Here is a 26,725-nt window from a genome sequence, read left to right as displayed (position 1 = left end):
CTACGGATAAAGGAGAATCGGCGATGGCCCATACGACAATTATTACAGCTCCAGAGAAGGTGACACCAGTAATCAAAAAGGAGCAATATTTTTCTCTTTCCTTTGTTTTATCCCGTGTGCTGAATTCGGGCGTCATCATGAGTATTGAAAAAAATGAGAGTGAGCTCAAGGGGCTAGAAAAAAGCATCGGCAAGCTGACACAAAGCAAATATGTTTCCTTGTTCAACAGCTATACGGGCGCGGTGCATGCCGCGCTTTGGGGACAGGATATCGTCCATGGCTCGCTGACGCGCCTGGAGGAAGCAAGCGAGCAGGATCAGCGTTTTGCAAGCTGGCTCGGAGTAGGGCTGGTCACGGACTCTGATGTGCAGCAAGGCTTCGAGAAGGTAACGGTGACGTGGGATAACTTGCCCCGCATTGAGCAAGAGCTACAGCCTAAGCTGCACAAAGCACCCGTGCTGGTGCTGGATTTCACGGAGCTTGGCTTCGGCCCCTGCGCCTCAATCTCGGTAAATGACGAGAGCGTATGGACCAAGGCGGAGCGTCTAAAAATATTCGGCGCCTTCGATTTGAAGACGATGTGGACGCAGGAGGAGGCGGAGCCGGACATTCAGCCAGGCGCACAGTTTAACTACAGGCTCAGCCCGCTTGTGGCGGCATGCGTCAAATTATCGCTTCTAAGGAGGAATAGCGGCTATGAAAACTGATTTTATCCGCAAGCCGCTGAGCTTGCCATCGGAAGCCTGGATTAACGAGCAGCTTGCTTATTATGGAGGCCCAGCCGTCATTCCCGAGGATAGCCGGAAGACGACCTTTCCTTCCATTACGAAAGAAGATATCGTTCAAATGCTAGTGTCCATTCAGCAAAGCCCGGAAGAAGTGATTCATGAGTTTACGGAAAAATACCGCAGCTACGTTGGGGCGAATTATGCGATCGCTACGGCAAGCGGGACGTCAAGCCTGCATCTGGCGCTCGTTGGTGTTGGCGTACAGCCCGGGGATGAGGTCATCGTTCCGGCGTTTACGTTTATTGCGACCGCACAGGCCGTTGTGGCGGCAAAAGCGATCCCTGTATTTGTGGATATTGATCCACTGACCTATAACTTGAATCCTGCGCTGGTGGAACAGGCGATCACGGCGAGGACGAAGGTTATTATGCCTGTCCATGTCCATGGATTGCCAGCTGATTTGGCGCAGCTCAGGGCACTCGCTGACAAGCATGAGCTGCGGCTGGTGGAGGATGCCTCCCATGCGCATTCGGCCTCCATTGGCGGCCAGCTGTGCGGATCTATCGGCGATGGAGCGGGGCAGAGTCTAATGGCGGACAAAAACTTTCCTGTAGGCGGAGAGGGGGGCATCGCCTTCTTCAAGGAGCGGGAGGATTATGAGCGAGCTTTGAGTTTTTTGCAGGAGACGGGCATTGATTACCGCATGTCTTGGATCGCTGCAGCGTTTGGCATTAGCCAGCTGGAACGTTTGCCGTATTACGATGCGATCCGGGCGAGAAATGCGAGCTATTTAACGAATATTTTAACGCAAACGAAGCTGTTTAAAGGTCCGCATGTGCCTGAGGGACATAAGCATAGCTACAATATGTACCGAATAAAGCTGGACCCGGAAGCGGCGGGACTGGGAGATTTGCCGGATTATCAGGTGAAAGAGGCCATTCAAGAGCTGGCATCGAGCGAAGGCGTCTTTGCACGGGAATGGCAAAACGTGCCGATACCGGGCCATCTGCCGTTTCAAAATCGCAAAGGGTTCGGCAGAGGGTATCCCTTTACGCTGTCCGAGCGCAAAGACTTTGGTTATCATATCGACCGCTTCCCCGAGACGCTGGGCATGCTGCGCTCAACGCTGACTATTTGCCGAGAGCTTCGCTCACCCATTGAATATGAGCGCATAGCCGCCTATGCGCTGGCGTTTCAGAAAATTGATGCGAACCCGGCGATTATTCGTGAACTCGTGCTTCAGAACACGGCGGCCAAAAAATCATATGAGAGGGATGCGAGGCTCGGATGAGTGTAATTGAGAGCAGCGTGAAGCGCGTCGCCATTTTGGGCGGCAATGGCTTTACAGGCGGGGAGCTTTATCGCCTGTTGAAACGCCATCCTTATTTCAAAGTTGATTTTGTATCTTCGGAATCGAAGGCGGGGCTGCCGCTGGATAAATTTTTTGTTTCGTCGGCGCGCCAGAAACGGGCGGATGGCGGAAAGTTTCAAAAGCTGGCTTCGCTTTCTGGACATTATGATTTCATCTTTTCCTGTCTGCCGACCGGGGTATTGCCCCGACATATCGACCATATTGCCGAGCATGCCGAATATGTGATTAATGTCAGCGGCGATTATCGCCTGAACGATCAGGAGCTGCTGCGGCAGTATTATCCAGAGAGCCTCAGCCATCCGGCGCAAGGGGGCAGCCATTATTTTATTCCAGAGTTCAGCGATATTAATTTGGAGGCGAAGGTCGTCAATTTGCCTGGCTGCATGGCGGTCGCAACGATTTATACGCTGTTTCCGCTGCTGGCAGCTAATCTGATTGAGCCGCGCGTCATCTCGGACGCCAAGACGGGCTCCAGCGGCGGCGGCAAGGCGAGTACGGAGCATCACGCGGAGCGCGCCCATAACTTCCGTCCTTATAAAGTGCATGGGCATCGCCACAGGCCGGAAATCGAATTTGCGCTGGAGGAGCATCTGGAACGTTCCGTGGAGCTGCAATTTTCCGTACACAGCCTGGATTTGCCGCGAGGCATTCTCGTTACCTCCTATTCCTTGCTGAAAGAGCATGCGAGCGAAATCGATGTGAAAAAAGCATTTTATGGCGCTTATGCGGCAAAGCCGTTTGTCCATTATTTCAATTCCAAAAACGGCTCCTATTCGTATCCGATGATCAAAACGACAGCCGGGACGAATTACGCTGAAGTCGGCGCTTATGTAGAGGGGCGCAATTGCGTCTCGATTGCCTCGATCGACAACTTGATTAAAGGAGCGGCGGGACAGGCGATTCAGGCGGCGAACCTGTACAGCGGCATTGCGGAGGAGGCAGGCTTACAATTTGAGCTAGAGGGGGCGTGGCCTTAATGTCAAGCCAGAGCTTGTACGTCATTAAGCTCGGGAGCAGCACCATTATGCACCATCCCGAAGTGTTTGCCGAGCTCAATGATCTGGTGCAAAAAGGGAAAAAGGTGCTGCTCGTTGCCGGTGGTGCAGAAGGCATCCGGCAAAAATACGAGCAGCTGAACCGGAGCATTCCGGTTCTCGCTTTAGCGAATGGAGACGAGGCGCGGTACTGCTCTCCATCAGAGATGCCGCTCATTCGGGAGGCGTATCAGGAGTTTATTTTAGCGAAGATCCATGAGCAATTAAAAAGCTACGAGCTCAAAGTATTCGCCCAAATTGGCGGTGACAACGAGGTTGTATTTGGACAAAAATCGAAGCCGGTTAAAGCCGTCAAGGATGGCAAAACGGTTATCGTTCGCGATTCCCTGTTCGGCTCTTTTACAGGCTGCAACGTCGATTTTCTACAGGGCGCCCTGCAGGTATTTGATGTCGTATGCTTGACACCGCCTATTTATGACCGTGAGCTAAGCGAATATATTAACATCGATGCGGACATGCTGGCCGCTCATCTTGCAACCGAGCTTGCAGCCGAGCATTTGCGATTTGTGACAGGCACGGCAGGGCTTTTGGAAAATGTGGATGAACCAGCTTCTACGATATCCGACGTCTACTTGGGCGATGACATTCATTCCATCAAAGGACGGATGAAGCAAAAGGTACGGGCGGCGAATCATGCCATCAGCAAAGGCATTTGCGACGTAAGCATAACGGGCCCCCATTCGCTGAATCGGCCGGGCACAGGAAAAACATGGTTTTGGAATATGCAGCGGGATGCAAACGGAACGGATTTGCTTAGAAAAGCAATTCGAATTCCATCAGTGTCCGGCGACGAGTCCGAGCTTGCCGACTATTTGCTGAATGCGGTTCAACTGCCAGAGGTAAACGGCTTTGTCGATGAGGCGGGCAATGTGGTGTTCCGCAAAGGCAACGGGCCTAATCAGCTGCTGCTGCTCGGCCATCTGGATACCGTGCCCTATAATTGGCCTGTTGCATGCGATGAGGAGCGAATTTCTGGCCGGGGAACGGTCGATGCCAAGGGCAGCCTGCTCAGCTTCATTCAAATGCTTTATGAGGCCAAGGTGCCAGAGGATGGCTCGCTGCTCGTCATTGGAGCGGTGGAGGAGGAAGTATCTTCGTCCAAGGGGGCCTTCTATGTCAGGGATCATTACCGGGCGGATGCGGTCATTATCGGCGAGCCGAGCGGGGAGGACAGCTTGACCTTAGGCTACTACGGACTATATAAGCTGAGTATCGCCATAAGCAAGCCGCAGGAGCATTCCGCCGGCAAGGACAGCATTAGCGTGCTGGATCAGCTTTATACGATTGTGGCGGATATCCGGCAGCAGGTAGGGGGCGTTGACCCGAACCATCTGTCATCTCTTATTGATATAAAACATAGTAATCATAATGGAATACTTAGTACTGTGGGCATTTTAAATTTTCGGATTTCCCCTGATGCGGGCAAGGAGTATGCGAAGCAGATCCAGCTTGATTATGGCGATGGGGTTTCTGTAACGGTGCTGCGGGCTACGCCGGGCTTCGCAAATCCGCGAAACAACCCATTAGTGAAAGCCTTTGTACGCAGCTTTGCGAGTAAGGGGAAAGCGATTCATTATATTAAAAAGCGTGGAACAAGCGATATGAATACGCTGGCTACGACTTGGGAGGGCGTACCAATGGTCGCTTACGGCCCAGGTGATGCGAGCCTCGACCATACAAATGAGGAGTATTTGCAGCTCAGCGAGGTGCATGGCGCGCGAGCGATTTTGCGGGGAGCAATTGAGGAATGGTATCGCCTGCGATCGGAGGAGGGTTCCTATGGGTACGTTGGTACAGTCGGCAAGTCATTCAGCTGAGTTTGAACAATTGCTAGCAAAGGCGCAGGCTGCGCGCAGCTCTATTATCGATATGGCGGCTCGTGAGACAGGCTGCCATATCGGCGGCAGCTTGTCGGTCATCGATTTGCTCATAGGCGCCTATGCAAAATATCATCAGGACGAGAATACGGCCATCGTGCTGAGCAAAGGTCATTCCGCAGCGGCATTATATGCAGCGCTGTACCAGTACGGAATTTTATCGGATGATCCAGCGGCCTCCTACGGCGGGGCAGATTCGCTATTCACCGGGCATCCCAACCCGAAGCTGCCTGGCATCCCATTTGCGACGGGCAGTCTCGGTCACGGGGTAGCCTATGCAGCTGGCTGGGCGCTCGGACAAAATCTGCGGCGTACGAGTGGGCTCGGCATTGCCATTGGCGGCGATGGCGAGCTTCAGGAAGGGCTGTGCTGGGAAACGGCACAGCTCGTGCAGGCGAAGGGCATTACGAATTTTATTTATGTCGTCGATTGCAACGGAGGTCAGAACGACGGCTTGCTAGCCGACATATCGCCGCTGCCGAATTTGCGGGAGCGCTTTGAAGCGTTTGGCTTTCAGGTGAAGGAGATCGACGGCCATGATCTGGGGCAAATTATTGCAGCGCTGGAGCCGGACGGGGAGAAGCCGCTGGCGATTTTGGCCCACACGGTGAAGGGCAAGGGCGTAGCTGCCATTGAAGGCAATCCGCATGCCCATTATGCCAAAATTTCCGAGAAAATAGCGCTGAAATGGAAGAGGGGCTTGCAATGAGCAGCTTGGCAGCAAGAGAGGCCTACAAAGATGAATTAACGAAGCTGGCAGCGGATAATGGGAACATTATTTGCTTGGAGGCGGACTTGGGAGGGAAGGAGCATCCTTTTCAGCAAAGCTATCCGGATCGTTTCTTCAATCTAGGCATAGCAGAGCTCGCCAGCGTAGATATTGCTGCGGGGCTGTCGAAGGCAGGCTTCGTGCCGTTTTTCTCGACCTTTGCGTCATTTGCTGCTCTGCGGGCAGCAGAGGGCGTGAAGCTGGCGCTAGGGTATATGGGTGAAAATATTAAAATCGTCGCCGCTTACGGCGGTGTATCGGGTGGCTGGTTCGGGACAACGCATCATTGTCTGGAGGACATTGCGGTTATCCAGACGTTCCAGAACATCCGTATCGCCTGTCCTCATGGGGAAGCGGAGACGCGTAGGGTCGTACAGGAGGCCGCAGCGTCGAAGGAGCCCTATTACATCCGCCTGTCGCGCAATGACAAGTTCGACAGCCTCGCCCGTGATGAGTCAAGCAGCTGCCGCGAGCTGTTGTTCGAAGGCGCTGTCCGCAGCGATGCGCCGCTGTGCCTGGTGTCGATTGGCGAGCAGGCTACTGAAATATGCAGCCGGATTTATCAGGAAAATGAGCGGGTCAATCATGCGCATCTTTGCTATGTCGACCGCGACAGCTTGAAGCGCTACAAAGCGGAGCTGCAAGCGGCAGCGGGAACGTTCCTCGTTGTAGAGGAGCACCGGGCTGCTGGCGGTACAGCGTCAAGTCTCGCCCTGCTGCTGCCGGAGAGCCAGGTCTACTCGCATGATTGCGGCGAGGAATGGCCGATGTATGGCGGCAGCCATGCTGATGTGCTGCATTATTTAGGCTTTGGCTATGAAGCGCTGACAAGGCAGATCGCAGAGCTCGGAGGAGATGCCGATGATTTTTAGTGTGCTGCGGCCAGCGAAATTCCGTTATTTTTTTCTCTCGGACATTATATCCGGCTTTGGAGTAGGAATGAGCACCATTGGCGCCAACTGGTTTCTAATGGACGAGACGGGCTCCATCAGCGCAATCGGGTTTATGCTGTCTCTGAATGTGATCGCCGGCTTTCTGATTTCGCCTTTTGTGGGCAGCTTGACTGACAAGTTTAATCGCAAAGCGATTATTCAGTGGACGTATTTTATCCGGGCGGCAGCTGTGCTGGCTATTATGGGCTTGTTTTTATGGACTGGATTTCGCATTGAATATTTGTATTTATTTACGATCGTAAATGGGATGGGCTGGACCATCTATATGTCGGCTTCCCGCAGCCTGGTGCAGGAGCTGCTGCCTGAGAAGGACTTGATTAAGGGCAATTCCTTAATCGAAATCAGCCTGCAGGTCGGCATGTTTATGGCTGGCGCAGCATCGGGCGTGCTGTATAAATATTCGGGCTTCGAAGTGATTCTGCTTATTAATGCCCTTGTGTTTATCGTCAGCAGCCTGCTGCTGTTCCGGGTCAGCTATGAAGCGATTGCGGTTGAAAATAAAGAAGAATCGTTTGTTTCCAGCTTTAAAAATGGACTCAGCTATTTGGCTGAGCGCCCGTTTATTTTTTTCCTCGGCGTCATCGCTATTATTCCGTTAGTATCCACGATGATTTATAATGTCGTGCTGCCGGGTTATGTGAGCGATGCCGTAAAGGGCGACTCGGTCGTGTTTGGCCTGTCGGATATGTTTTATGGCATTGGCGGGCTGCTATCGGGCTTCATTGCCGCTCCGCTGGCCGCGAAATTATCGAAAAATACGACGATTGCTTTATTTTTCGCCGTAGCCTTCGGTGTATTAGTCGCTGTCGCATTCAACACATTTGCGTTTATCCTTTACTTGGGCAGTGTGCTCATCGGCCTCAGCAATTCCTCGCTGCGAATCGTCATGACGACGACGCTGATGGAGAGTGTGTCGAAGTCGTACATGGGCCGGGCGATGTCGGTGTGGATGGCCATTTCGCTGCTGCTGCAGACGGTATCCGCTTCGGCGCTGGGCTTGCTCATCGACCGTTATTCCGCAGCTGTCGGCTTTCTCTGCATGGGCGGGCTGATGCTCGTCGGGCTGATTTTGCACCGGATGCTAGTAGCAAGCAGCGGCGTGAAGGCGAAAAAAACGCTGGAAGTATAAATTCATTAACTAAAGGAGAATCGCTATGACCAAACCCAAAATCGTCGCTTTTGTTGAGCCGAGCTTCTATGGGGTGAGCTTTGCAAGAGCGGCCTTTCAGCAGGGCTGCACCGTAATTTCGATTGTATCCTCTGTGGATAACCCGCGCACGTATGGCTATGAGGGTATTTACCATGATTTAATTGTTGCGGATATAAGAGATGAGGAGTCCGTTTACGAGGCGATTCGCAGCTCAGCGTATTTCGGCAAGCTGGATGCTTTAATTCCGGCGACCGACTATGCCTCGCATTTGACGGCAAAGGTGGCAGAGCGGCTGGGGCTTAGAAGCGTGCCGTATGAAGCGGCGTTAAAATCAAGAAATAAAGATTTGGCCCGTGAAGCCTATGAGGCGTTTGGTGTGCCCAGCGCAAAATACAGGAAGGTGAGAACTTATGAGGAAGCGGAGGCTGCGGCTCGTGAAATTGGCTATCCTATTGTACTTAAGCCGACCAATTGTGCAAGCAGCCAAAACGTTTATTTTATTTCCGGACAGGATGAGCTGAAGGACGCGATGGCGATCATCTCGGATTTTAAAGTAACGTATATGGATTTCAAAGTGAGAGAGGAATATTTGGTTGAAGAATATTTGGATGGCCAGGAGTTCAGCGTGGAAATTTTCCTTGAAAATAGCGAGCCTGCATTTGCAGTCGTTACTGAAAAAATAACGTCGCCGCTGCCTTATTTCGTTGAAGTGGCGCATACACTGCCGACCTCCGTGCATACGGATAAGCAAGCGGAAATTATTGAAACGGCGGTAAGTGCGCTGCGGGCCATTGGCATTACGGATGGCCCTAGCCATGTCGAGGTGAAGCTTTCGGAGCAAGGTCCGCGAATCATCGAAGTGAACGGCAGGCCGGGAGGCGACAATATTTCCTCGGATTTGCTCGTTCAAGCGCTCGGCGTTGATTTTTTTGAAGCAACCGTTCATTATTATTTAGCAGAACCTGTAAATGTTCATGCCAGCCGCAGCCGGGCAGCGGCGATCGCTTATTTGCTGGCTGAGAAGGATGGCACCGTTGCCTCCGTAGAAGGGCTTGAGCATTTGCAGCCGGGAGACGCTATCGTTCGTTCGCATATTTCGGTGCAGCAAGGGGACCAGATTTCCGTAGCCAAAAGCTCGGATGACAGGCTCGGCTATGTCATTACCGTCGCCGATACACCGCAGGAGGCGAAGCAGGCCGCGCTTGCGTTGATAAGCAAGGTGGAGCTGGTCTATCAGTAGCCTAAGCAGGCTTGCCATTTTAAACAGAAACAGGGGGACTACAAGCAGATGACGAACATTCTGATTGTTAACGGACATGATTATTATGACAGAGCGCAAGGGAAGCTGACCCAGACGCTTGTATCAGCGGCGGTCTCACAGCTCTCGGAGCAGCATGACATTCAGACAACGACGGTTGCAGAGGGCTATGAGGTGGAGCAGGAGATTCAAAAATTCCAATGGGCCGACGTCATTATTTTTCAGACGCCTATTTATTGGTTCAGCATTACGGGCCTGCTTAAAAAATATATCGACGACATTTATCTGCCGAATATCTTTTTCGGCAAAGCGACGAAGTTTGGCCGGGGCGGGCTGCTCACCGATAAAAAATATATGCTGTCGCTCACCTGGGGATCGTCCGCTGCCGCTTTCTCCGATCCAGCGGGCTTCCTGGAAGGAAAAAGCGAGGACGAGGTGCTGTTCAGCGTACATAAAACCCAAGAGTATTGCGGGCTGAAGCCGCTGCCTACATTCTCGCTTTATTCTTCGATGCGCGAGCCTGATGTGGATGATGGCTTAGCGAAGCTTGAGGCTCATTTGAAAAAGACATTCGAGCTTTGAGGCAGAGCGAGCGGGGGAAGCTTGGAGGTTTTTTTTGAAGGCTTCCTTGAAAGCCTCTTAAACGTTTCTCGGAAAGCTTCCCTTAAGTTTTCCCTCAAAGCTTCTCACCCCGCAGTTTTTCATAGATAGCCCGCTCTGTTCGGCTACGCCAGCTTATAAATCCTGTATTGCGATTTCACAAATAGCACGATTTTTGGCTTCAATTTCACTACGGCGGGGAATAGGCGGAATCTGTGCCAAATCATCCAGCCACCATTCGGGCAGCCCGCTAGGGCTGCTTTCTTGCCATTTATCGAGCCACTGCTGCGGCAGTCGCAGATTGCTCTCAGGGGTGAACCCGGCTTCCTTGAGCCCCGCACCCGTTTTGCCGGCAAGCGCCAAGGCGATTGGGTGATCGGTCATCGTCAGCCATACGAGTGCCCAAGCACGCGGAACGACGCGCCACAGGTCATAGCCGCCACCGCCTAGCGCGACCCATTTGCCTCCCGCAAACGTATGGGCCAGCTCATGGATAATGGCAGGCATTTCGCTATAAATGCGCATGCTGCAATGAATATGCGACAGCGGATCATAGGCGTGGGCATCGCAGCCATGCTGGCTAATAATAATGTCGGGCTTAAAAGCGGCCGCGACCTTCGTAATGGAGGAGCGGAAGCATTCCAGCCACGAATCGTCCTCCGTATAAGGCTCCATTGGCAGATTAAAGCACGTGCCAATGCCCGCATCGGTTCCTTTTTCATACACATAGCCGGTACCGGGAAAAAGAAACTTGCCCGTCTCATGGATAGAGTAGGTGCACACATCGGGATCATTGTAAAAAATCCACTGCACCCCGTCGCCATGATGGACATCGGTATCGATATAAAGCACCCTCGCATTATACGTTTCCCGCAAATGCTTAATCGCTACGGCCGCGTCATTGTAGACGCAGAAGCCGGAACCGCGCTCTGGAAAAGCGTGATGCAGCCCGCCTGCCATATGATAAGCATGCAGCGTCTTGCCGCTCATCACCTGCTCCGCCGCTTCTACGGAACCAGCGACGATAGCCGCCGCTGCGTCATGCATGCCCGGGAAAAAAGGCGTATCCTCCGTATTAAGCCCAAATTGCCCGGAGCTGTCTTGTTCTTCCGCTGCTGGCGTCTGCGTACTGAGCTGTTTAACCGCTTCTATGTAGTCCTGGCGATGCGCCAGCGCAAGCATTTGGCTGCTTGCTTGGCGGTCCGTCTCATGCCAATGCTTCTGGGGGAGCGCACCCAGTGCTTGAAGCAGGTCAACCGTAAGCGTCAGCCTGATCGGATTAAAAGGATGCTCCTCGCCAAATTTATAAAGCGAGCAGCCTGGCTGATGCACAAAAATAGCATTTGACGGCATAAACGAATCACGTCCTCCTCCGGCCTATAACGCCGATCTATCCTTAATACATAAACCGCTGCCGAAACCGAACGCGGTCAAACTGTTCGATCGATGCCAGCGGCACCTCGCTGCCGATCCGCACCATCAGGCAGTTGGCGGGATGAGAGCATATTTCCGGATCATCCGTTGCGTACCAAATCATATCGACAGACTTCATGAGCTTTTCCATCATCGTGCGATAGTCCCAGACGCTTAATCCCGTGCTTTTCAAATCCCAGTGCCAATAATATTCCGTTGTGAAAACAATCAGGTTTTCCATCTGCTGCTCCGCGAAGGCGAGCTGGATCATTTTTTTGCCGAGCCCATAGGAGCGGTAGTCATTGGCTACTTCGACAGCGCCAAGCTCGACCAAATCGATCATATTTCCTTCGGACCACCGCTCCAGCTCATCGGGGTAATGGAAGGTGACATAACCGACGATGCAATCAGCTTCCCGTGCCAAAATAATGCGGCCTTCTTCCAAGGCGGCGATTTCCACAAGCGCCTCATGCTGCTCGGCAGGCCTGCGAAACGCATCAAGGTCTGGATGCATAGTAAGCTGAGATAGCTGCTCAGCGGGAACAGGCCCTTCCAGCACAAGCTCCCGGCCGTCTGCGAGTATGATTTTGTCTTGCTGATAATGTTTGCGATGCTGCAAGGCATACTCCCCTCTCTGTGGTGCTGCCTAAATGGTAAAGCTTGTTCTACTAATGGTTATAGCAAACATTCAGCCAAATGAAAAGCATGGTCGAAAATAAAGCAGATATGTTATAATCGTCCATGTAAGCGTATTCCACTCGGTAAAGGTGTAATAGATTTGATGGGAGAGTGATAGAATGTCTGATCTACATCAAGAGCGAATTTCAGCAATAGCCAATAATTCTAACCTGGTTGATTATGATGAAGCTGTAAAAACCTTCCGATGGGAAACGATCGAGCAGCAGTTCAGCTGGCACCAGACCGGAAAGGTGAATATGGCTTATGAAGCGATAGATCGCCATGTATCTGTTGGCAAAGGAGATAAGGTTGCGCTGTATTACAGCGACAGCTCGCGCGACGAGGCTTATACGTTTGGACAGCTGCAAGCGCAATCGAATCAATTTGCGAATGTGCTGCGGGGGCTCGGCATAACGAAGGGCGAGCGTGTATTCGTGTTTATGCCGCGAACGCCTGAGCTGTATATCAGCGTGCTCGGAGCGCTCAAGCTCGGCGCCGTCATCGGCCCGTTATTTGAAGCGTTCATGGAAACAGCAGTCAAGGACCGCCTGCAAGACAGTGAAGCGTCTGCGATTATCACAACGCCAGCGCTGCTCAGCCGGATTAAGCGCGATGAAATTCCATCGCTGCGGCATATTATCGTTTACGGCGATGAGGTGCAGACGGATGACGTAATCGTCGATTATGCCGCCGAGATGCAGCAGGCATCGACCGATAGCGAGATCGAATGGCTCGGACGCGAGGATGGCCTTATTTTGCATTATACGTCCGGTTCGACCGGCAAGCCTAAGGGCGTCTATCATGTACAAAATGCAATGATTCAGCATAAATATACAGGCCAGATTGTCCTCGATCTGAAAGAGGATGATATTTACTGGTGCACCGCCGACCCGGGCTGGGTAACGGGAACGTCCTATGGCATTTTTGCCCCATGGCTGAATGCGGCTACGATTGTTGTAAGAGGAGGCAGGTTCAGCCCGGCGGATTGGTATGGCACCATTCAAAAATACGGCGTCACCGTCTGGTACAGTGCGCCAACAGCGTTCCGCATGCTGATGGGAGCAGGCGATGACGTCGTATTGAACTACGATTTGTCGAGCTTGCGTCATGTGCTCAGCGTGGGCGAACCACTCAATCCAGAAGTCGTTCGCTGGGGGATGAAGGTTTATCAGCAGCGCATTCACGATACGTGGTGGATGACGGAAACGGGTGGACAGCTGATCTGCAATTACCCGTCGATGACGATTAAGCCAGGCTCAATGGGCAAGCCGCTGCCGGGGGTGGAAGCGGCGATTATTGATAATCAAGGCAATGTGCTGCCGCCATTCCGAATGGGCAATTTGGCGATTCGCACGCCATGGCCTTCGATGATGCGCAAAATTTATAATAACCCAGCCAAATACGCAGAATATTTTCATCTGGAGGGCTGGTATGTATCGGGCGACTCCGCCTATATCGATGAGGATGGCTACTTCTGGTTCCAGGGCCGCATTGATGATGTAATTAATACAGCGGGCGAGCGAGTAGGGCCGTTTGAGGTGGAGAGCAAGCTTGTTGAGCATCCAGCGGTTGCCGAAGCAGGCGTCATTGGCAAGCCTGATCCGATGCGCGGCGAGATCATTAAAGCTTTTATCGCCCTGCGTGAAGGCTACACAGCATCCGATGAGCTGAAGGCGGAAATTTCCCAGTTTGTGAAAGTGGGCCTGTCTGCACATGCGGCTCCCCGGGAAATTGAATTCAAGGATAAGCTGCCGAAGACGCGCAGCGGCAAAATTATGCGTCGTGTGCTGAAGGCATGGGAGCTGAATTTGCCAACAGGCGATTTATCTACGATTGAGGATTAGGCTGTGTGTTAAGTTAAAAAAGCTCCGGTTCCTGCAACGTTAGTTGCGGAACCGGAGCTTTTGCTTTAGAACGATTTATCTGTGAAAAATAACGTTTAACCGCCAATGCTTGCTTTCGAGGAAGGAGCCGACTGCCCGACCGCGTTCTCCGCTGTCACGTAGAACGTTCCTGACGAAAGCGGCGAGGCGTAGACGAAGCTCGTCTCTGCGGTAGAGCCTACTTCCACATATTTGCCATCGTTGCCTGCGGCGAAATACACATGATACACCGTGACCTGCTCGCCAGCTGCGCTTGCCTGCCAAGACAAGGTAATCCCTGTTTCATTGCCCTGCGCGGAAAGGCCAGCAGGAGCTGCTGGAGCAGCCAAGCCGATTTCCGGCGTTGGCCGAACATCAGGTCCTTGACCTTGTCCTGGATCGCCGCTTTCCTCAGGAGGCTGTCCCGGATTAAGCGGATCAGGGATAACAGGTGCGACAGGCGCTTTGCCGAAGCGGACAATTTGGCTTGGTGCCGATTCCTTGCCGGCAACATCCACGGCTGTTACATAGAAGCTGTAGCCATTGCTGGCACTGACGGTAAAGCTCGCGCTGTAAGTATCTCCCAGCAGGATGGAATTTCCTACTTTGTTAAAGGAGCCTTCGTTAACAGCCTGATATAACCGGAAGCCAACGACATCATTCTGGCCCGGAGCGGAGAAGGAAAGGCTGACTACGCCCTGGCCAATCGATGTGAGTGACACATTTCCCGGTGCACTTGGCGCACTTCCGTCATCCTTGCGTGGATCGACCTTGGAAGGCGCGTTTTTGCCTGCATCCGTAGGCAAGTAATAGCTGAGCGCTCTGCGGCTGCTTGCCGGAACGCGGGAAAGCACTTTGCTGATTTCATCCATAAGCTCATCAAGCGGCTTCTTGCGCTTAATAACCGTCTGCTGCGAAATGAAATCAGATGGTGTTGCATCTTGAGCGACATAATTGACGCCGTTATAGCGTATGAATGACATATTCACAAGGGCATCATCCGCTTGCTTAGGAATATATTTTTTGTTGAACCAGTCGGTTACCAGCATGCCTGCTGATCTAGTTAATGAAGTCGGCAGCTTGCCGCTGGCACTGGATACAGTTGCTTTAACAACGCCATCCGGCTGATTGAACGCTTTGGTTGCAAACATCTCCGGCTTCTGATCGGCCAGCTGATTCATCATCTTCGCCCAAATTTCGCGGGCGCGCTTGCGGCTGTCGCCTTCGAGCGTGTAGATCGGCTTCTCATAGCCGGCCCATACGCCAAGCGTGACATCTGGGGTGAAGCCCATAAACCAGACGTCGCCGTAGTTTTGCGTGGAGCCCGTTTTGCCCGCGTACGGAATTTTACCGTAATTTTTAAGCCGCGAAGTCAAGGAATTCGCTGTGCCGCTTGGGCTGGAAATAACGGTGCGAAGCATATCCGTCATCAGGAAAGCGGTCTGCTCGGAAAAGACGCGAGTTGGCTCGTGCTGATGCTCATAGACGATTTTTCCATTAGCATCCGTAATTTTGGCGATCATGTAAGAATCATTGTACAGACCTTGATTCGGAATCGAGCCATAGGCGCTGGTCAATTCTTCAACAGACACCCCGATGCTGAGTCCGCCAAGAACGCCGGTCTGTGCGGCATCATCTTCTGGCTGCAGCGTTGTAATGCCGAGCTTTCTAGTAAACTTCCAGGCTTCCTTAATCGTAACCTCATCGAGGAAAATTTTCAGCGCTGGCAAGTTAAGCGAGCGGTTGAGCGCTTCGCGAGCGGTAACAAGGCCGCTGTAACGGTTATTTGCATTTTTTGGAATATGATAGCTGGAACCACTGTTTTTCAAAATAATCGGTGCATCATCCAAAATGCTTGCTGGTTGGATCAGCCCTTTATCAATGGCTGGCAAATAGGCGGCGATAGGTTTCATCGTTGAGCCCGGCTGCCGCGTCATCTGAGTGGCAAAGTTCATTTGCTCCTCGTAAAAATCACGGCCCTCCAGCATGCTAAGTATCGCTCCGGTTTTGTGATCGACGAGAACGGCAGCAATTTGTTCAATGCCTTTCTCCTTGCTGTCCGGAGTGAAGTTGCTCGGATCATTGCCGATATCACGCATCATTTTATAAATGTCTTTGTCAATCGTTGTATGCACCTGATAGCCGCCACGGAGCAAATGCTCGCGCGCTTCTTCTATGAGATCGGCGTTTTCCTTCTTGCGAAGATCGGCTACGGTTAGCGTCGGGTCCTGCTGCATGAGCATAACTTCCGCCGCTTGGCGCTCTGCCTCCAGCATGAGATAAGGATACGTCGTATAGGCTTTCGCTACTGGCTTTGCGAGCGATCCGCGAATATCGAATTTTTTCGCCTCATCATATTCCTGCTGGGTAATGCGTCCGGTTTGGAGCATCCGCATCAGCACGGTCGCCTGACGCTCAATGGCGAGGTCAAAGCCGCCTTCATTGAACTGGCCTTTGCCGTTAAACGCGGTATAAGCGGAAGGACGCTGCGGCAGTCCGGCCAAATAAGCCGATTGCGCAATGTTCAGCTTGCTCAAATCGGTAATGCCGAAAACACCTTTGGCGGCCGCCTTGATTCCATATAAATTGTAGCCGCTTGAGCCATTTCCGAATGGTACTTTATTCAAATATGCTGCAAGAATTTCTTCCTTCGTCAAGTAGCGCTCCATCCGCAGAGCGAGAAAAATTTCCTTCACTTTACGGCTGTCGGTTACGTCCAGACTTAAAAATACGCGTCGTGCCAATTGCTGGGTAAGCGTACTGCCGCCCGTCTGCGTATCTTCATTAAGCAGCTTTTGCTTGACTGCCCGTCCCAAACCGTTCAAATCAACGCCATAATGGGTTTCAAAATTATTGTCTTCAATCGCAAGCACGGCGTTAATGACTTGCGGGGGAAGCTCATCGTAATCGACTAGAATACGATCTTCTTCCGTACGAAGCTGTCCAATAAGGGTATCATCATTAAAGAAGACAAAGCCGGTAACTGAGTTTTCGTTTATTTTCTCTTCAATTAAGGTTCGCGGTCGTACTTCTTCTCCTTTAACCAAAGAGGCCACATAGCCCGTTACGGCTCCTCCCGTTAGCAAACCGACGAATATGACAAGGTAACAGAGCCACTTTACTGTTAGCCATGTAACGAGTCCAAATGTGCGCCAGCCGCTTCTGCGGGATGATGATGGTTGTTGATCTTCCTGCATATGAATTAACTCCTCCTCCAATACACCCAACTATTATAGCATAAAACACCATTTCGAAAAGAGGGAAGATGATTGACTTCACTCATTTGCTATGTTATGGATACGCGAAATATGTGATACCCATAAAACTAAGGAATAATTAGTATGAAAAAAAGAAATATAGCAAAGCATTTGGGACAAATTGTGTAGACTTATTTATTTTTTTGAAACAAATCCCAAGGAATTATCGTAATAAATAAAAACAGTTATAACAGCATTTGGTTGCAGAAAGGGGAGGACAAAGTGGAGGCGTTGTTCTGGGGCTGTCTGTTTGGCGGCGTGCTTTATGCAATTGTAAGCGTTATATTTGGCGATTTTCTAAGCTCTGCTTTTGACGGAGCGCTCGATTTCCTCGCCAGCGAGGGGTATGGCTGGCTTCAGCCAACCTCGCTCGTAGGCGGTATTACCGCCTTTGGCGGCGCAGGGCTGCTGCTGCAACAATATTCACCGCTGACAGCTGGAATAGTCCTTGTCATTGCTGGATTAGTCGCGATCGTCGCAGGCGGAGGCGTATATTTCCTATATGTGAAGCCGATGAGCGAAAGCGAAAATTCAACAGCCGTCTCCATTCATGATTTCACGGGGCGGCTTGGAGAAGTATTGGTACCGATTCCGGCGATTGGATGCGGCGAGGTGCTGATGCCGGCAGGAGCGGGATTTTCCAATCAAATTGCCGCAAGCTTTGACGGCGAACCGATTCCAAGCGGCGTCCGCATTGTCGTAATTGAAGTGAAGGAGCATACGCTGTATGTGTCTCAGCTTGAAATATAGGAAAGGATATGATTTTGCCATCCTTTCTCTATATTTCTCAGAATGAAACGCGCCGCCAGAGGACGGCGACAGCCGTTTCACCTTGAATTCTAAGAATGTATAAGTTTCTTCCTTATATCCGCTTAGAATTCTCCGACAAAGCTCTTCGCTCGTCCCAGAAGGACGACGAAGTCGTTTTTGCTTGATCCACTGTTATAACTGGCTATTTGACAAACAGAGAGGAGCTTGATGCTATGCCTGAATTTTTGCTTATTCCCATTATTGTTGTTGCTGTATTCGTCGTACTAGGACTCGCGTTCTGGGCTCGCTACAAAACCGTTAGCCCAGATGAGGCGATGATTGTAACCGGCTCATTTCTTGGAACCCGCAATGTTATGACAGATGACAGCGGCCGCCGCATTAAAATCGTCAGAGGAGGAGGCGCTTTTATACTGCCAATCTTCCAGAAGGCTGAATTTCTTTCTTTGCTTTCCCATAAGCTTGATGTGTCTACTCCAGAGGTGTATACGGAGCAAGGTGTTCCGGTTATGGCCGATGGCGTCGCGATCATTAAAATCGGCGGTATCGTAGAGGATGTCGCAACAGCTGCCGAGCAGTTCATGGGCAAGCCGACAGAAGAGCTGAAGAGCGAGGCACAGGAAGTGCTGGAAGGGCATTTGCGGGCGATTCTAGGTTCCATGACGGTAGAGGAAGTATATCGCAACCGCGATCGGTTTGCCCAAGAGGTACAGAGCGTGGCGGCCAAAGATCTTAAAAAGATGGGGCTGCAAATTGTTTCCTTTACGATTAAAGATTTGCGCGACAAGCACGGTTATCTGGATGCGCTCGGCAAGCCTCGTATAGCGGCAGTGAAGCGGGATGCAGACATTGCACAAGCTGAGGCGGTGCGGGATGCAAGAATTAAGAAGGCGAGTGCCGAAGAGGAAGGACAGAAGGCCGAGCTGCTGCGGGATACGAATATCGCGGAGGCAGAGAAAATGAAAGAGCTCAAAGTCGCTTCCTTCAAAAAAGACCAGGATACCGCGAAAGCGGAAGCGGATCAGGCCTACGCCATTCAAGAAGCTCGGGCGAAGCAGAGCGTGGTCGAAGAGCAAATGAAAGTTGAGCTGGTGCGTAAAGAACGGGAGATTGACCTTGAAGCAAAAGAAATTTTGCGTAGAGAGAAGCAATACGACGCTGAGGTGAAGAAAAAAGCGGATGCCGATCGTTATGCAGTCGAGCAGGCGGCAGAAGGGGAGAAATCCAAACGGCTGCGTGAGGCGGATGCGCTGCAGTACAGCATCGAAGCGGAAGCGAAGGCGATGGCCGAGCAGAAGCGGCTGGATGGCTTGGCCGTAGCGGATGCTGAGCGGGCCAAAGGTACAGCGGAAGCCGAAGTGATCAGGCTGCGCGGTCTAGCGGAAGCCGAGGCAAAGGAAAAGCTGGCAGAGGCGTTCGAGAAGTTTGGAGAGGCAGCGATCCTCGACATTATTGTGAAAATGCTGCCTGAGCTGGCAGGCAAGGTCGCTGAGCCAATCAAAGGCATCGATAAGCTGACCGTTGTGGATACGGGCAATGGCGAAGGGGCGATGCGACTGAGCAACTACGTCACTTCCTTGATGGCAACAGCGCCAGAAATGCTGAAAAGTGTAGCGGGCATTGATGTGTTTGCTTTAATGAAGGGATTAACGACGAAAAATACATCAGCCCCTGCCCCAGTGCCCGCTGCCCCAGTGCCCGCTGTCGCGGTTCCGGCGAAAGCTTCCTCAACGAGCGAGGCATTAATGCAATTGCTGTCCTCTAAGGAATCGGGCCAAGACGAGAACAACCCATCCTAAATAAGCGAACAAAAAAATCCCCGGCCATCATAAGATGACCGGGGATTTCCTTTAAAATATAGGAAAGAATATTCTAACACTATCCTATCTCTATATTTCTCGGAATGAAACGCGCCGCCAAAGGACGGCGCGTTTCAGCTTATTAACGGCTGTAGAACTCGACGATTTGTTTAACGTCGATTTCTTGCGTCAACTCAGCACGCTCTGGGAAACGAACGTACTTGCCTTCAAGCGCTTGGTCGTTAAACTCAAGGTAGTTAGGCAGGTGATGACGGCCTTCCATAGCTTCTTTGATCGTTTTCAGACCACGGCTGCGCTCGCGCAGGCCGATTACGTCGTTAAGCGATACAGTGTAAGAAGCGATGTCGACTTTTTTGCCGTTAACTGTTATATGACCGTGAGAAACCAATTGGCGCGCACCAGCACGCGAGTTGGACAGGCCAAGACGGTAAACGAGGTTATCCAGACGGCTTTCCAAAAGCACGAGGAAGTTGTCGCCGGAAATACCTTTCATTTTAGCTGCTTTGTCGAACAAGTTGCGGAATTGCTTCTCGTTCAAACCATACATATGGCGCAGCTTTTGTTTTTCTTGCAATTGAACGCCATAGCCGCTCAATTTCTTGCGTTGGTTCGGGCCGTGTTGGCCTGGTGGAAATGGACGTTTGAGATCTTTGCCAGTTCCGCTCAGGGAAATACCAAGGCGGCGGCTTAATTTAAATTTAGGTCCTGTATAACGTGACATGCGTCGTGTTAACTCCTTCAACAAATGGGATTTTTGAAGATGGGGTTGTGTTTCGCGGAACAAGCTCAAATGCTCAAGTCAAAACTTAGAGCCTAACAAGCACCTCAGCCGCAGGCCTGTCAGTGAACTTATTCTCGAGGGTGACACAAAACCGTACGCCCATGTATTCAACAATTAATATTATATGAAATTCAAGCAGAAAGTCAAGAAAAATAGCCTGTTATGCTAATCGGGAATGATATAGAGTCTTTAGGCCTATAAACCAACTGTTAATTAGTGCAATATTCTTAAAAATAAAGTATGATGATGGTATCTTCTTCATACATAGATGACTGCTCATCTCCTTGTTTAGACCGACAGAAGGGTTGGGTGTTGCAGATGAACAATCGAAACCGAGATGGGAATAATAACGATCACTTTGCTCAGGCTGCAGCTCCTGTAGAGCAATTGCATCCTGAAATATGGTTTATGCACGAAGATATTAACGATGCGGACAGGCCATATATGATGCCGCTGCTTCAGGACAGCTTCGAGCTATGGTTCAGGGAGGCAAGCGAAGAAGCGGAAGCGGTGCAGGGCGCCTCATTATTATTTGACTGGGAGCTGCGTTTAATTGATAGCGCGGGTGCTGTTAAAGGGCAGGCGGAGTTGTGGCGCGATGAGCTGCGAATGCTTGCTGCACAAGTAGCTGAGTCTGGCTGCGCAGCTTCAGTGACGTTTGGAGAGCCGCCTGCTCATGCTGCTGCTGTTCCTGTCCGCAAACGCTCGAGTGGCGAGCCATTCAGCATATTTATACATATTGTCCCAAGCAGTACCGCCGAAGCTGAGCAGCAGGCAAGGCTTAGTGCCCTTCATTTCCGCAGCTGCTTCTACCGCTCTTTCGAACATATATATGTCCGGGATTTGCTGCTCCAGCAAAAACGAACGGAGAAGGATGCCAATAGGCGCGATGCCCTGTTTCTGGCAGCTAAGCGATTGTATGATCAATTCGACGTTACAGCCGTACTGTCCGAAATGCTAAGCAGCTTAGGTCAGCTTTACCCGAGCTCCGAAGTCAATCTGTATTTGTCCCAAGACCATTTGAATGGCGACGCGCGCGTCAAGCCGCTTATTTTTAAAAATACAGCGCATGACATTGTTGCGAAAGCTTTCATGGAAGGCAAGCCGATGACGCAGAAGGAGCGGGATGGCACGATACGCCTAGCAGTTCCAATGAGCGGCAAGCAGGCGGCTTACGGCGTGCTCTGCATCTCGATTGACGCTGAGCGCTGGGATATTGCGAATATGCCGGCCTTCGTGCTGCTGGCGGATACAGCGGGATCTGCATTTGAGAATGCCAAGCTGTACGAGCAGTCCAATTTGCTCATTAACGAGCTTCGCGTCATTAATGAGCTGGCGAAACGGCTGAATCAATCGCTGAAGCTTAAGGATATATTCAAGTTTGCGACGAATGAGTTGCTTAATATTTTTGAAGCGGATTATTGCTCGATTCTCCAATTGGATAAAGACCGCAACCAATTTAATGTCATGTCCAGCAACATTCCTACGCTTGCACGCGAGCAATTCGTGCCGGATTACGGCTTTAGCGGCATTATTAATCGCACGAAAGAACCGCTTATTTTGTCAGATTATTGGCAAACCCGTGTCGTAACGTCTAAAATGATGGATTACACTGGCTCCCGCTCGCTGATCGCTGCCCCTATTATGGTTGAGGATGAAGTAGTGGGCGTGATCATGGTTACGCATAAAAACCCTCATTATTTCTCCTACGACAATTATAAGCTGCTCCAAATTATGTCCACACATATTGCCTTGGCGGTGACGAACGCTTCGCTGCATGCAGAGGTTCGCCGCATGGTTATTACAGACAATTTAACGGGGCTGCATGCCCGCCACTACTTGAACGAGCAAATCCAGAGCCGTCAGCGCAAAGATCCGTTAGGCTCACTCGTGCTCGTCGACGTCGACCATTTCAAACGCATTAATGACACATTCGGCCATCAGGTTGGGGATCGTATTTTAATCCAAGTGAGCGAAATTATACGGACTACGATTAGGCAGGGAGACATCGCTGCACGATGGGGCGGGGAGGAGCTGGCCGTATATTTGCCAGGCATTCGTTCTGAACAAGCTTTTCGAATTGCTGAACGTATTCGTCTGCTTGTGGAAGCGGAGACGGATCCTAAAGTGACGGTGTCATGCGGCGTGTCGGAATGGACGTTTGAAAATGATAAAATCAGCGTGGAATCGCTATTTTATCGTGCAGATATGGCCTTATATGATGCAAAAAATAATGGAAGAAACTGTATTCGTCTTGGCGTGGGGTAAAAGCAGGCATTAGACATAAGATTTTTGTTTGAAAAAATAGGAGAAGCGTCTGGGCATTTTGCTCAGGCGTTTTTTCTTTTTTTGCAGCCCTGCTTCATTAGATAATAGAAGCCCAGAAAGGAATAAGGAGCCTGCTGCTTCGGGGAAGCTAGAGAAAGCAAAAGCAACCTTATGGAGGGAAGAAAAAATGAAAACCATTAAGCTAGCTGTTCTATTAGCTTTAATCGCATGCACGGCATGGCTGAGCGGCTGCATGGATGTGGCAGACAAACGAACGCCGGAGCAATGGCTTTCTTTATCAGCAGCAGGGCTTGCGGCAACGGATAAATACAGCTTCAGCGGCACCACTTCCATTATTGGAGCAGATGGCTGGAGCTATACGCCGCGACGCTTCTCGGGAGAAGTAGTGGATCATGAGCAGGTCAAATCGTATGCAGCAACAGCTGCTGATCAGAGCGAATCCGCTGCGCCAGCGGAGCTGCTTAAGGAGATTCAGCGAGCGACAAATAAGGTAAGTATTCAAACGGCGGCAACAGCAGAAGGGCATCTCGTGCTTCATGCGGCCGTAGACAAGGGGGAAGCGAAGAAAAGGTGGGAGAAGCGCTTGACGGCAGAAATGGCGGCGCTCGCGAGCCAGGCTCCCGCTAAGGAAGGAGCGCTCCGGCAGGAATGGCTGCGCACGTATGAGAAGTCCCATCAGGAGCTGAAGCAAATGCTGTCCACCTTAGAGGTGGATGGGCAATACGAGCTGACGATCGACCGCAGCAAGCTGGTGCCGCTGCAGTTGCTGGAGCAAACGACATTTGCCTATCAAAAGCAGGGAAAGCGGATTACGGAGAAGCGGACGACGAACATCTCGCTCAGCGCCTTTGACGGCACCACTTCGCCATGAAGGATGCACGCACCTGTTAAACATGTTACGATGGAGTTGGTAGTATTTATCAACGATAGAGAAGCAATGATTTGGAGGAGAGTTTAACATGCGTGACCCAAGAATTCAGCAGCTAGCTGCCAATTTGGCAGGCTATTCCATCGGTGTTCAGCCAGGAGAAAATGTACTTATTGAAGTGATCGGCTCGGAGCGCGAGCTGACGAAAGCTTTAATTGAAGAGGTAGCGAAGCTTGGCGGCAGACCTTTTGTAGAAATTACAGACCCTGCGGTGACGCGCACGCTGCTGCGAAGCGGAAGCAAAGAGCAAATCGAAGAATGGACGAAATATGATTTGCAGCGCATGAAGCAAATGGATGCTTACATCGGCATTCGCGCAGGCGGCAATGTCAATGAAATGAGCGACGTTCCAGAAGATAAAATGCGGCTTTATGAGCAAATTTATCGCGATGCTGTACATATGGATCAGCGGGTAAAACGCACGCGCTGGGTTGTGATGCGTTATCCGAACGAATCCATGGCGCAGCTGGCGAAGATGAGCACGGAATCGTTTGAAGATTTTTATTTTAATGTTTGTAATTTGGATTATGCCAAAATGGACAAAGCGATGGACCCGCTTCAGGCTTTGATGAACAAAACCGATCGCGTCAGAATCGTATCGCCAGGCACCGATCTTACTTTTTCCATTAAAAATATCGGTTCCAAAAAATGCTCCGGCCACCGCAACATCCCGGATGGAGAAGTATTTTCGGCCCCTGTTCGCGACTCGGTACAAGGCACCATTTCCTACAATGCACCCAGCGTATATTCAGGCGTAACCTTCTCGGATATTTGCTTCACGTTTGAAAATGGCAAAATCGTCAAAGCGACCAGCAGCGATACGGCGCGCTTGAATGAGATTTTGGATATGGATGAGGGCGCTCGCTACATTGGCGAATTTGCAATTGGCTTTAATCCGCATATTTTGCACCCGATGAATGACACTTTATTTGATGAGAAAATTGCCGGAAGCCTGCACTTTACACCGGGCCGCGCTTATGATGAAACAGACAATGGAAATCGATCGTCCGTTCACTGGGACCTTGTGCTCATTCAGCGTCCAGAATATGGCGGAGGGGAAATTTATTTCGATGATGTGCTGATCCGCAAGGATGGACACTTCGTTATTCCGGAGCTAGAGGCATTAAATTCCGAAAATTTGAAATAAATGAAAAAGAAGCGTTTTACAATTTGCCTCTTGCCCGATCTTTAATTTCAGGTTATCATGATTTCGAAGGTAAGCTTTACTAATTTAATTGGAGGGGTTCCCCATGTCTAACAACGCAGCTATTGTAGAAATATCCCAAGCAGCAGGTCAATTCCGCTCATCAATCGTTCTGCAAGCAGATAACAAATATATTGATGTTAAAAGTATTTTGGGATTGTTTACTACGCTGGTAGGCGGTCACTCCTACGAGCTTCACGTCCACGGACCAGATGCTGAGGAAGCAAAAGCCGCAATGGCAGCTGTTTTCGCTAAGCATAACCTGAATATTGCAGTAGTTTCTGAATAAACAGGTTACACCAGTACATGCGCTTCTTCGCTAGCCGAAGGGGCGCTTTTCTGTTTTGTCCTTGTGTATTGGCTCTTTTTCGTCTAATATAAAGGGTATAGACGACGGCGGGTACACGCATTAGGGGGGAAAACGATGTCTTCACCGGAAGTCACGGTTCAATTGCATGAGAAAGCTCTTCGTCTCCTTATGGAGGATGCGGCTAAAATAGAGAAATTGATTGAGGTTCAGATGGAGAACTTGACGACCCGTCAATGTCCGCTGTACGAGGAAGTATTGGACACGCAGATGTATGGATTCTCGCGGGAAATTGATTTTGCAGTACGCGCAGGATTGATCGCTGAGCATAGCGGCAAGGAGCTGCTAAGTCGCTTGGAGCGCAATCTGGCTCAGCTTTACGAAGCGTTGAATAGAAAGGAGTAGGCGTACCATGCGGCCTGCTCCTTTTTTTTTGTCTGTCTCTCTTTGTGTCTATGAACTCCAAGCCTTTTGCGCAGTCCAGATCCTGTTTCAGCATACTCCCGTCCTTTAGACCAAATAAAAAGCAATGCCCAAAATACAATAAACCATGAGCAGCAGCGCCCCTTCGTACCAATTGGTCTGTCCATCGCCCGATACCGATTTCGCGATAAAGACGGATACTGCGATAGCGGTCAGCTCAATCGGTGTAAAAATAATGTCCATCGTTTTGCCCATTAATGCGCTGGCAATAATGAGCACGGGAGCGACGAACAGGGCGATTTGCAGGCTGCTGCCGACCGCAATTTCCACAGCTGCCCCGATTTTGTTGCGCAGTGCCAGCAAAACCGCAGCGCTGTGCTCAGCGGCATTGCCGACAATGGCAATGATGAATGCCCCTACAAACAGCTCAGACAGCCCAAAACGCGTTGTAAACGTATCCAGCGTGTGCACAAGCCATTCGCTAATAAAAGCGACCATAACGGTAGCTACAACGAGCATAAGGACGGAGCGGCCCTTAGACCATGCAGGCGCCTCGCCGTGATCAGCGCTCATTTCGCTGTCTGCCAGCATTTGTTTATGTGTCACCATGGAAAACAGCAGCCACAGCACGTAAGCCAAAATCAAAATGACCGCAACGGATAGGCTGAGAAAATGATCTTTCTCCATGGTGAAATGTTCGGCTCCAACGAAGATGGCCGGCACGAACAAGCCGATGACGGCAAGCAGCATGAGAGTCGAGTTATGCTGGGCCAGCTGCTGATTGAAATGCTGCTGCTTGAATTTAAGGCCGCCTGCCAGCAGGCTGAGCCCCAGCACGAGCAGCAAGTTGCCGATGATGGACCCGGTAATGCTCGCTTTGACCATATCGAACAAGCCTTCCTTGACGAGGAAAAACGCGATAATCAGCTCCGCGGCATTGCCGAAGGTCGCATTGAGGAAGCCGCCAAGCCGCTGTCCGGCATAATGGGCGACGCTCTCTGTTGCTTGCCCGAGAAAGCCTGCTGCGAAAACAATCGCTACAGCGGAAACAGCAAATTGCAGCGTCATGTCCAGATGGGCGAAATGTGCGATTGCACTAAAGACGAACATGACGATTAATCCGGTGAAAAACAGCTTCTGTCTCACATGGGCACCCCTTTGTTAAAGTCTGCAAACCTGTTATATAATATATCCAATTCTATTCGACAGATAACCGTTATTTTAATCGACAAA

General features: G+C 50.9%; 22 protein-coding genes. 17 read left to right on the top strand and 5 right to left on the bottom strand.

What is annotated here, in order from left to right:
* Positions 1-23: 23 nt before the first annotated feature.
* From AC6B99_RS29180 to AC6B99_RS29140, 9 genes are read left to right on the top strand one after another with little or no spacing between them, the layout of a single operon-like run.
* A complete protein-coding gene (locus AC6B99_RS29180) occupies positions 24-707 on the top strand; it encodes a hypothetical protein (protein WP_056038685.1) in 684 nt (227 codons plus the stop codon).
* A complete protein-coding gene (locus tag AC6B99_RS29175; RefSeq protein WP_496664859.1) occupies positions 697-2,019 on the top strand; it encodes a DegT/DnrJ/EryC1/StrS aminotransferase family protein in 1,323 nt (440 codons plus the stop codon). The genes AC6B99_RS29180 and AC6B99_RS29175 overlap by 11 nt, the downstream gene beginning before the upstream one ends.
* Positions 2,016-3,077: an N-acetyl-gamma-glutamyl-phosphate reductase gene (gene argC / locus AC6B99_RS29170; protein WP_494883572.1), complete on the top strand. Its 1,062-nt coding sequence runs from the start codon at positions 2,016-2,018 to the stop codon at positions 3,075-3,077. The genes AC6B99_RS29175 and argC overlap by 4 nt, the downstream gene beginning before the upstream one ends.
* Entirely contained in the window at positions 3,077-4,972 is a 1,896-nt protein-coding gene (locus AC6B99_RS29165) for a M20/M25/M40 family metallo-hydrolase (protein WP_496664858.1), read from the top strand. Before argC ends, AC6B99_RS29165 begins: the two co-directional genes overlap by 1 nt.
* Complete coding sequence (locus AC6B99_RS29160; RefSeq protein ID WP_496664857.1) at positions 4,935-5,741, top strand: thiamine pyrophosphate-binding protein; 807 nt, start codon at positions 4,935-4,937, stop codon at positions 5,739-5,741. Before AC6B99_RS29165 ends, AC6B99_RS29160 begins: the two co-directional genes overlap by 38 nt.
* On the top strand, positions 5,738-6,673 hold the full coding sequence (locus AC6B99_RS29155) for a transketolase family protein (protein ID WP_496664856.1): 936 nt from the start codon (positions 5,738-5,740) through the stop codon (positions 6,671-6,673). Before AC6B99_RS29160 ends, AC6B99_RS29155 begins: the two co-directional genes overlap by 4 nt.
* Entirely contained in the window at positions 6,663-7,883 is a 1,221-nt protein-coding gene (locus tag AC6B99_RS29150) for an MFS transporter (protein ID WP_056038669.1), read from the top strand. The genes AC6B99_RS29155 and AC6B99_RS29150 overlap by 11 nt, the downstream gene beginning before the upstream one ends.
* Before the next feature lie 25 nt (positions 7,884-7,908).
* Positions 7,909-9,144 carry an ATP-grasp domain-containing protein gene (locus tag AC6B99_RS29145; RefSeq protein WP_496664855.1) on the top strand — a complete coding sequence of 412 codons (1,236 nt, stop codon included), beginning with the start codon at positions 7,909-7,911 and terminating at the stop codon, positions 9,142-9,144.
* Between the two features lie 48 nt (positions 9,145-9,192).
* Positions 9,193-9,744, top strand: a complete 552-nt coding sequence (locus AC6B99_RS29140; protein WP_494883564.1) for an NAD(P)H-dependent oxidoreductase — start codon at positions 9,193-9,195, stop codon at positions 9,742-9,744.
* A 153-nt stretch (positions 9,745-9,897) separates the two neighbouring features.
* Here the strand turns inward: AC6B99_RS29140 and AC6B99_RS29135 are convergent, their stop codons facing one another.
* Together AC6B99_RS29135 and AC6B99_RS29130 are read right to left on the bottom strand one after the other, a co-directional pair.
* A complete protein-coding gene (locus AC6B99_RS29135; RefSeq protein WP_056038660.1) occupies positions 9,898-11,115 on the bottom strand; it encodes an acetoin utilization protein AcuC in 1,218 nt (405 codons plus the stop codon).
* 43 nt (positions 11,116-11,158) lie between these two features.
* On the bottom strand, positions 11,159-11,794 hold the full coding sequence (locus AC6B99_RS29130; protein WP_496664854.1) for a GNAT family N-acetyltransferase: 636 nt from the start codon (positions 11,792-11,794) through the stop codon (positions 11,159-11,161).
* Between the two features lie 178 nt (positions 11,795-11,972).
* Here AC6B99_RS29130 and acsA point away from each other — a divergent pair, with 178 nt between their 5' ends.
* A complete protein-coding gene (gene acsA / locus AC6B99_RS29125) occupies positions 11,973-13,697 on the top strand; it encodes an acetate--CoA ligase (protein ID WP_494883560.1) in 1,725 nt (574 codons plus the stop codon).
* 95 nt (positions 13,698-13,792) lie between these two features.
* Here the strand turns inward: acsA and AC6B99_RS29120 are convergent, their stop codons facing one another.
* Positions 13,793-16,912 (bottom strand): transglycosylase domain-containing protein, encoded by a 3,120-nt coding sequence (locus tag AC6B99_RS29120; RefSeq protein ID WP_496664853.1) that lies wholly within the window; start codon positions 16,910-16,912, stop codon positions 13,793-13,795.
* A 282-nt stretch (positions 16,913-17,194) separates the two neighbouring features.
* On the opposite strand from AC6B99_RS29120, the gene AC6B99_RS29115 reads away from it, so the two are divergent.
* Together AC6B99_RS29115 and floT are read left to right on the top strand one after the other, a co-directional pair.
* Positions 17,195-17,722, top strand: coding sequence for an NfeD family membrane protein (locus AC6B99_RS29115; RefSeq protein ID WP_099520810.1), 528 nt, complete (start codon positions 17,195-17,197; stop codon positions 17,720-17,722).
* 233 nt (positions 17,723-17,955) lie between these two features.
* Positions 17,956-19,539, top strand: a complete 1,584-nt coding sequence (gene floT / locus AC6B99_RS29110; RefSeq protein WP_496664852.1) for a flotillin lipid rafts scaffold protein FloT — start codon at positions 17,956-17,958, stop codon at positions 19,537-19,539.
* Positions 19,540-19,681: 142 nt separating this feature from the next.
* On the opposite strand, the gene rpsD is transcribed toward floT, so the two are convergent.
* Positions 19,682-20,281, bottom strand: a complete 600-nt coding sequence (rpsD, locus tag AC6B99_RS29105) for a 30S ribosomal protein S4 (RefSeq protein WP_494865091.1) — start codon at positions 20,279-20,281, stop codon at positions 19,682-19,684.
* A gap of 378 nt (positions 20,282-20,659) precedes the next feature.
* Here rpsD and AC6B99_RS29100 point away from each other — a divergent pair, with 378 nt between their 5' ends.
* From AC6B99_RS29100 to AC6B99_RS29080, 5 genes are all read left to right on the top strand, one after another.
* Complete coding sequence (locus AC6B99_RS29100) at positions 20,660-22,609, top strand: diguanylate cyclase (protein WP_496664851.1); 1,950 nt, start codon at positions 20,660-20,662, stop codon at positions 22,607-22,609.
* A gap of 187 nt (positions 22,610-22,796) precedes the next feature.
* Positions 22,797-23,501, top strand: a complete 705-nt coding sequence (locus AC6B99_RS29095; protein WP_496664850.1) for a hypothetical protein — start codon at positions 22,797-22,799, stop codon at positions 23,499-23,501.
* Between the two features lie 88 nt (positions 23,502-23,589).
* Entirely contained in the window at positions 23,590-24,705 is a 1,116-nt protein-coding gene (locus AC6B99_RS29090) for an aminopeptidase (protein WP_496664849.1), read from the top strand.
* A gap of 103 nt (positions 24,706-24,808) precedes the next feature.
* Entirely contained in the window at positions 24,809-25,051 is a 243-nt protein-coding gene (locus tag AC6B99_RS29085) for an HPr family phosphocarrier protein (RefSeq protein ID WP_046230579.1), read from the top strand.
* A 135-nt stretch (positions 25,052-25,186) separates the two neighbouring features.
* The gene (locus AC6B99_RS29080; RefSeq protein ID WP_056038636.1) at positions 25,187-25,474 is read left to right on the top strand and encodes an Fpa/YlaN family protein; all 288 of its coding nucleotides are present in this window, start codon (positions 25,187-25,189) and stop codon (positions 25,472-25,474) included.
* 105 nt (positions 25,475-25,579) lie between these two features.
* Here AC6B99_RS29080 and cax read toward each other — a convergent pair whose 3' ends face one another.
* Entirely contained in the window at positions 25,580-26,638 is a 1,059-nt protein-coding gene (gene cax, locus AC6B99_RS29075; RefSeq protein WP_056038632.1) for a calcium/proton exchanger, read from the bottom strand.
* Positions 26,639-26,725 lie beyond the last annotated feature (87 nt).

This window comes from Paenibacillus liaoningensis (assembly GCF_059609455.1).
The sequence above is the reverse complement of the archived record's forward strand: the minus strand, read 5'-3'. Positions and strand labels throughout refer to the sequence as shown.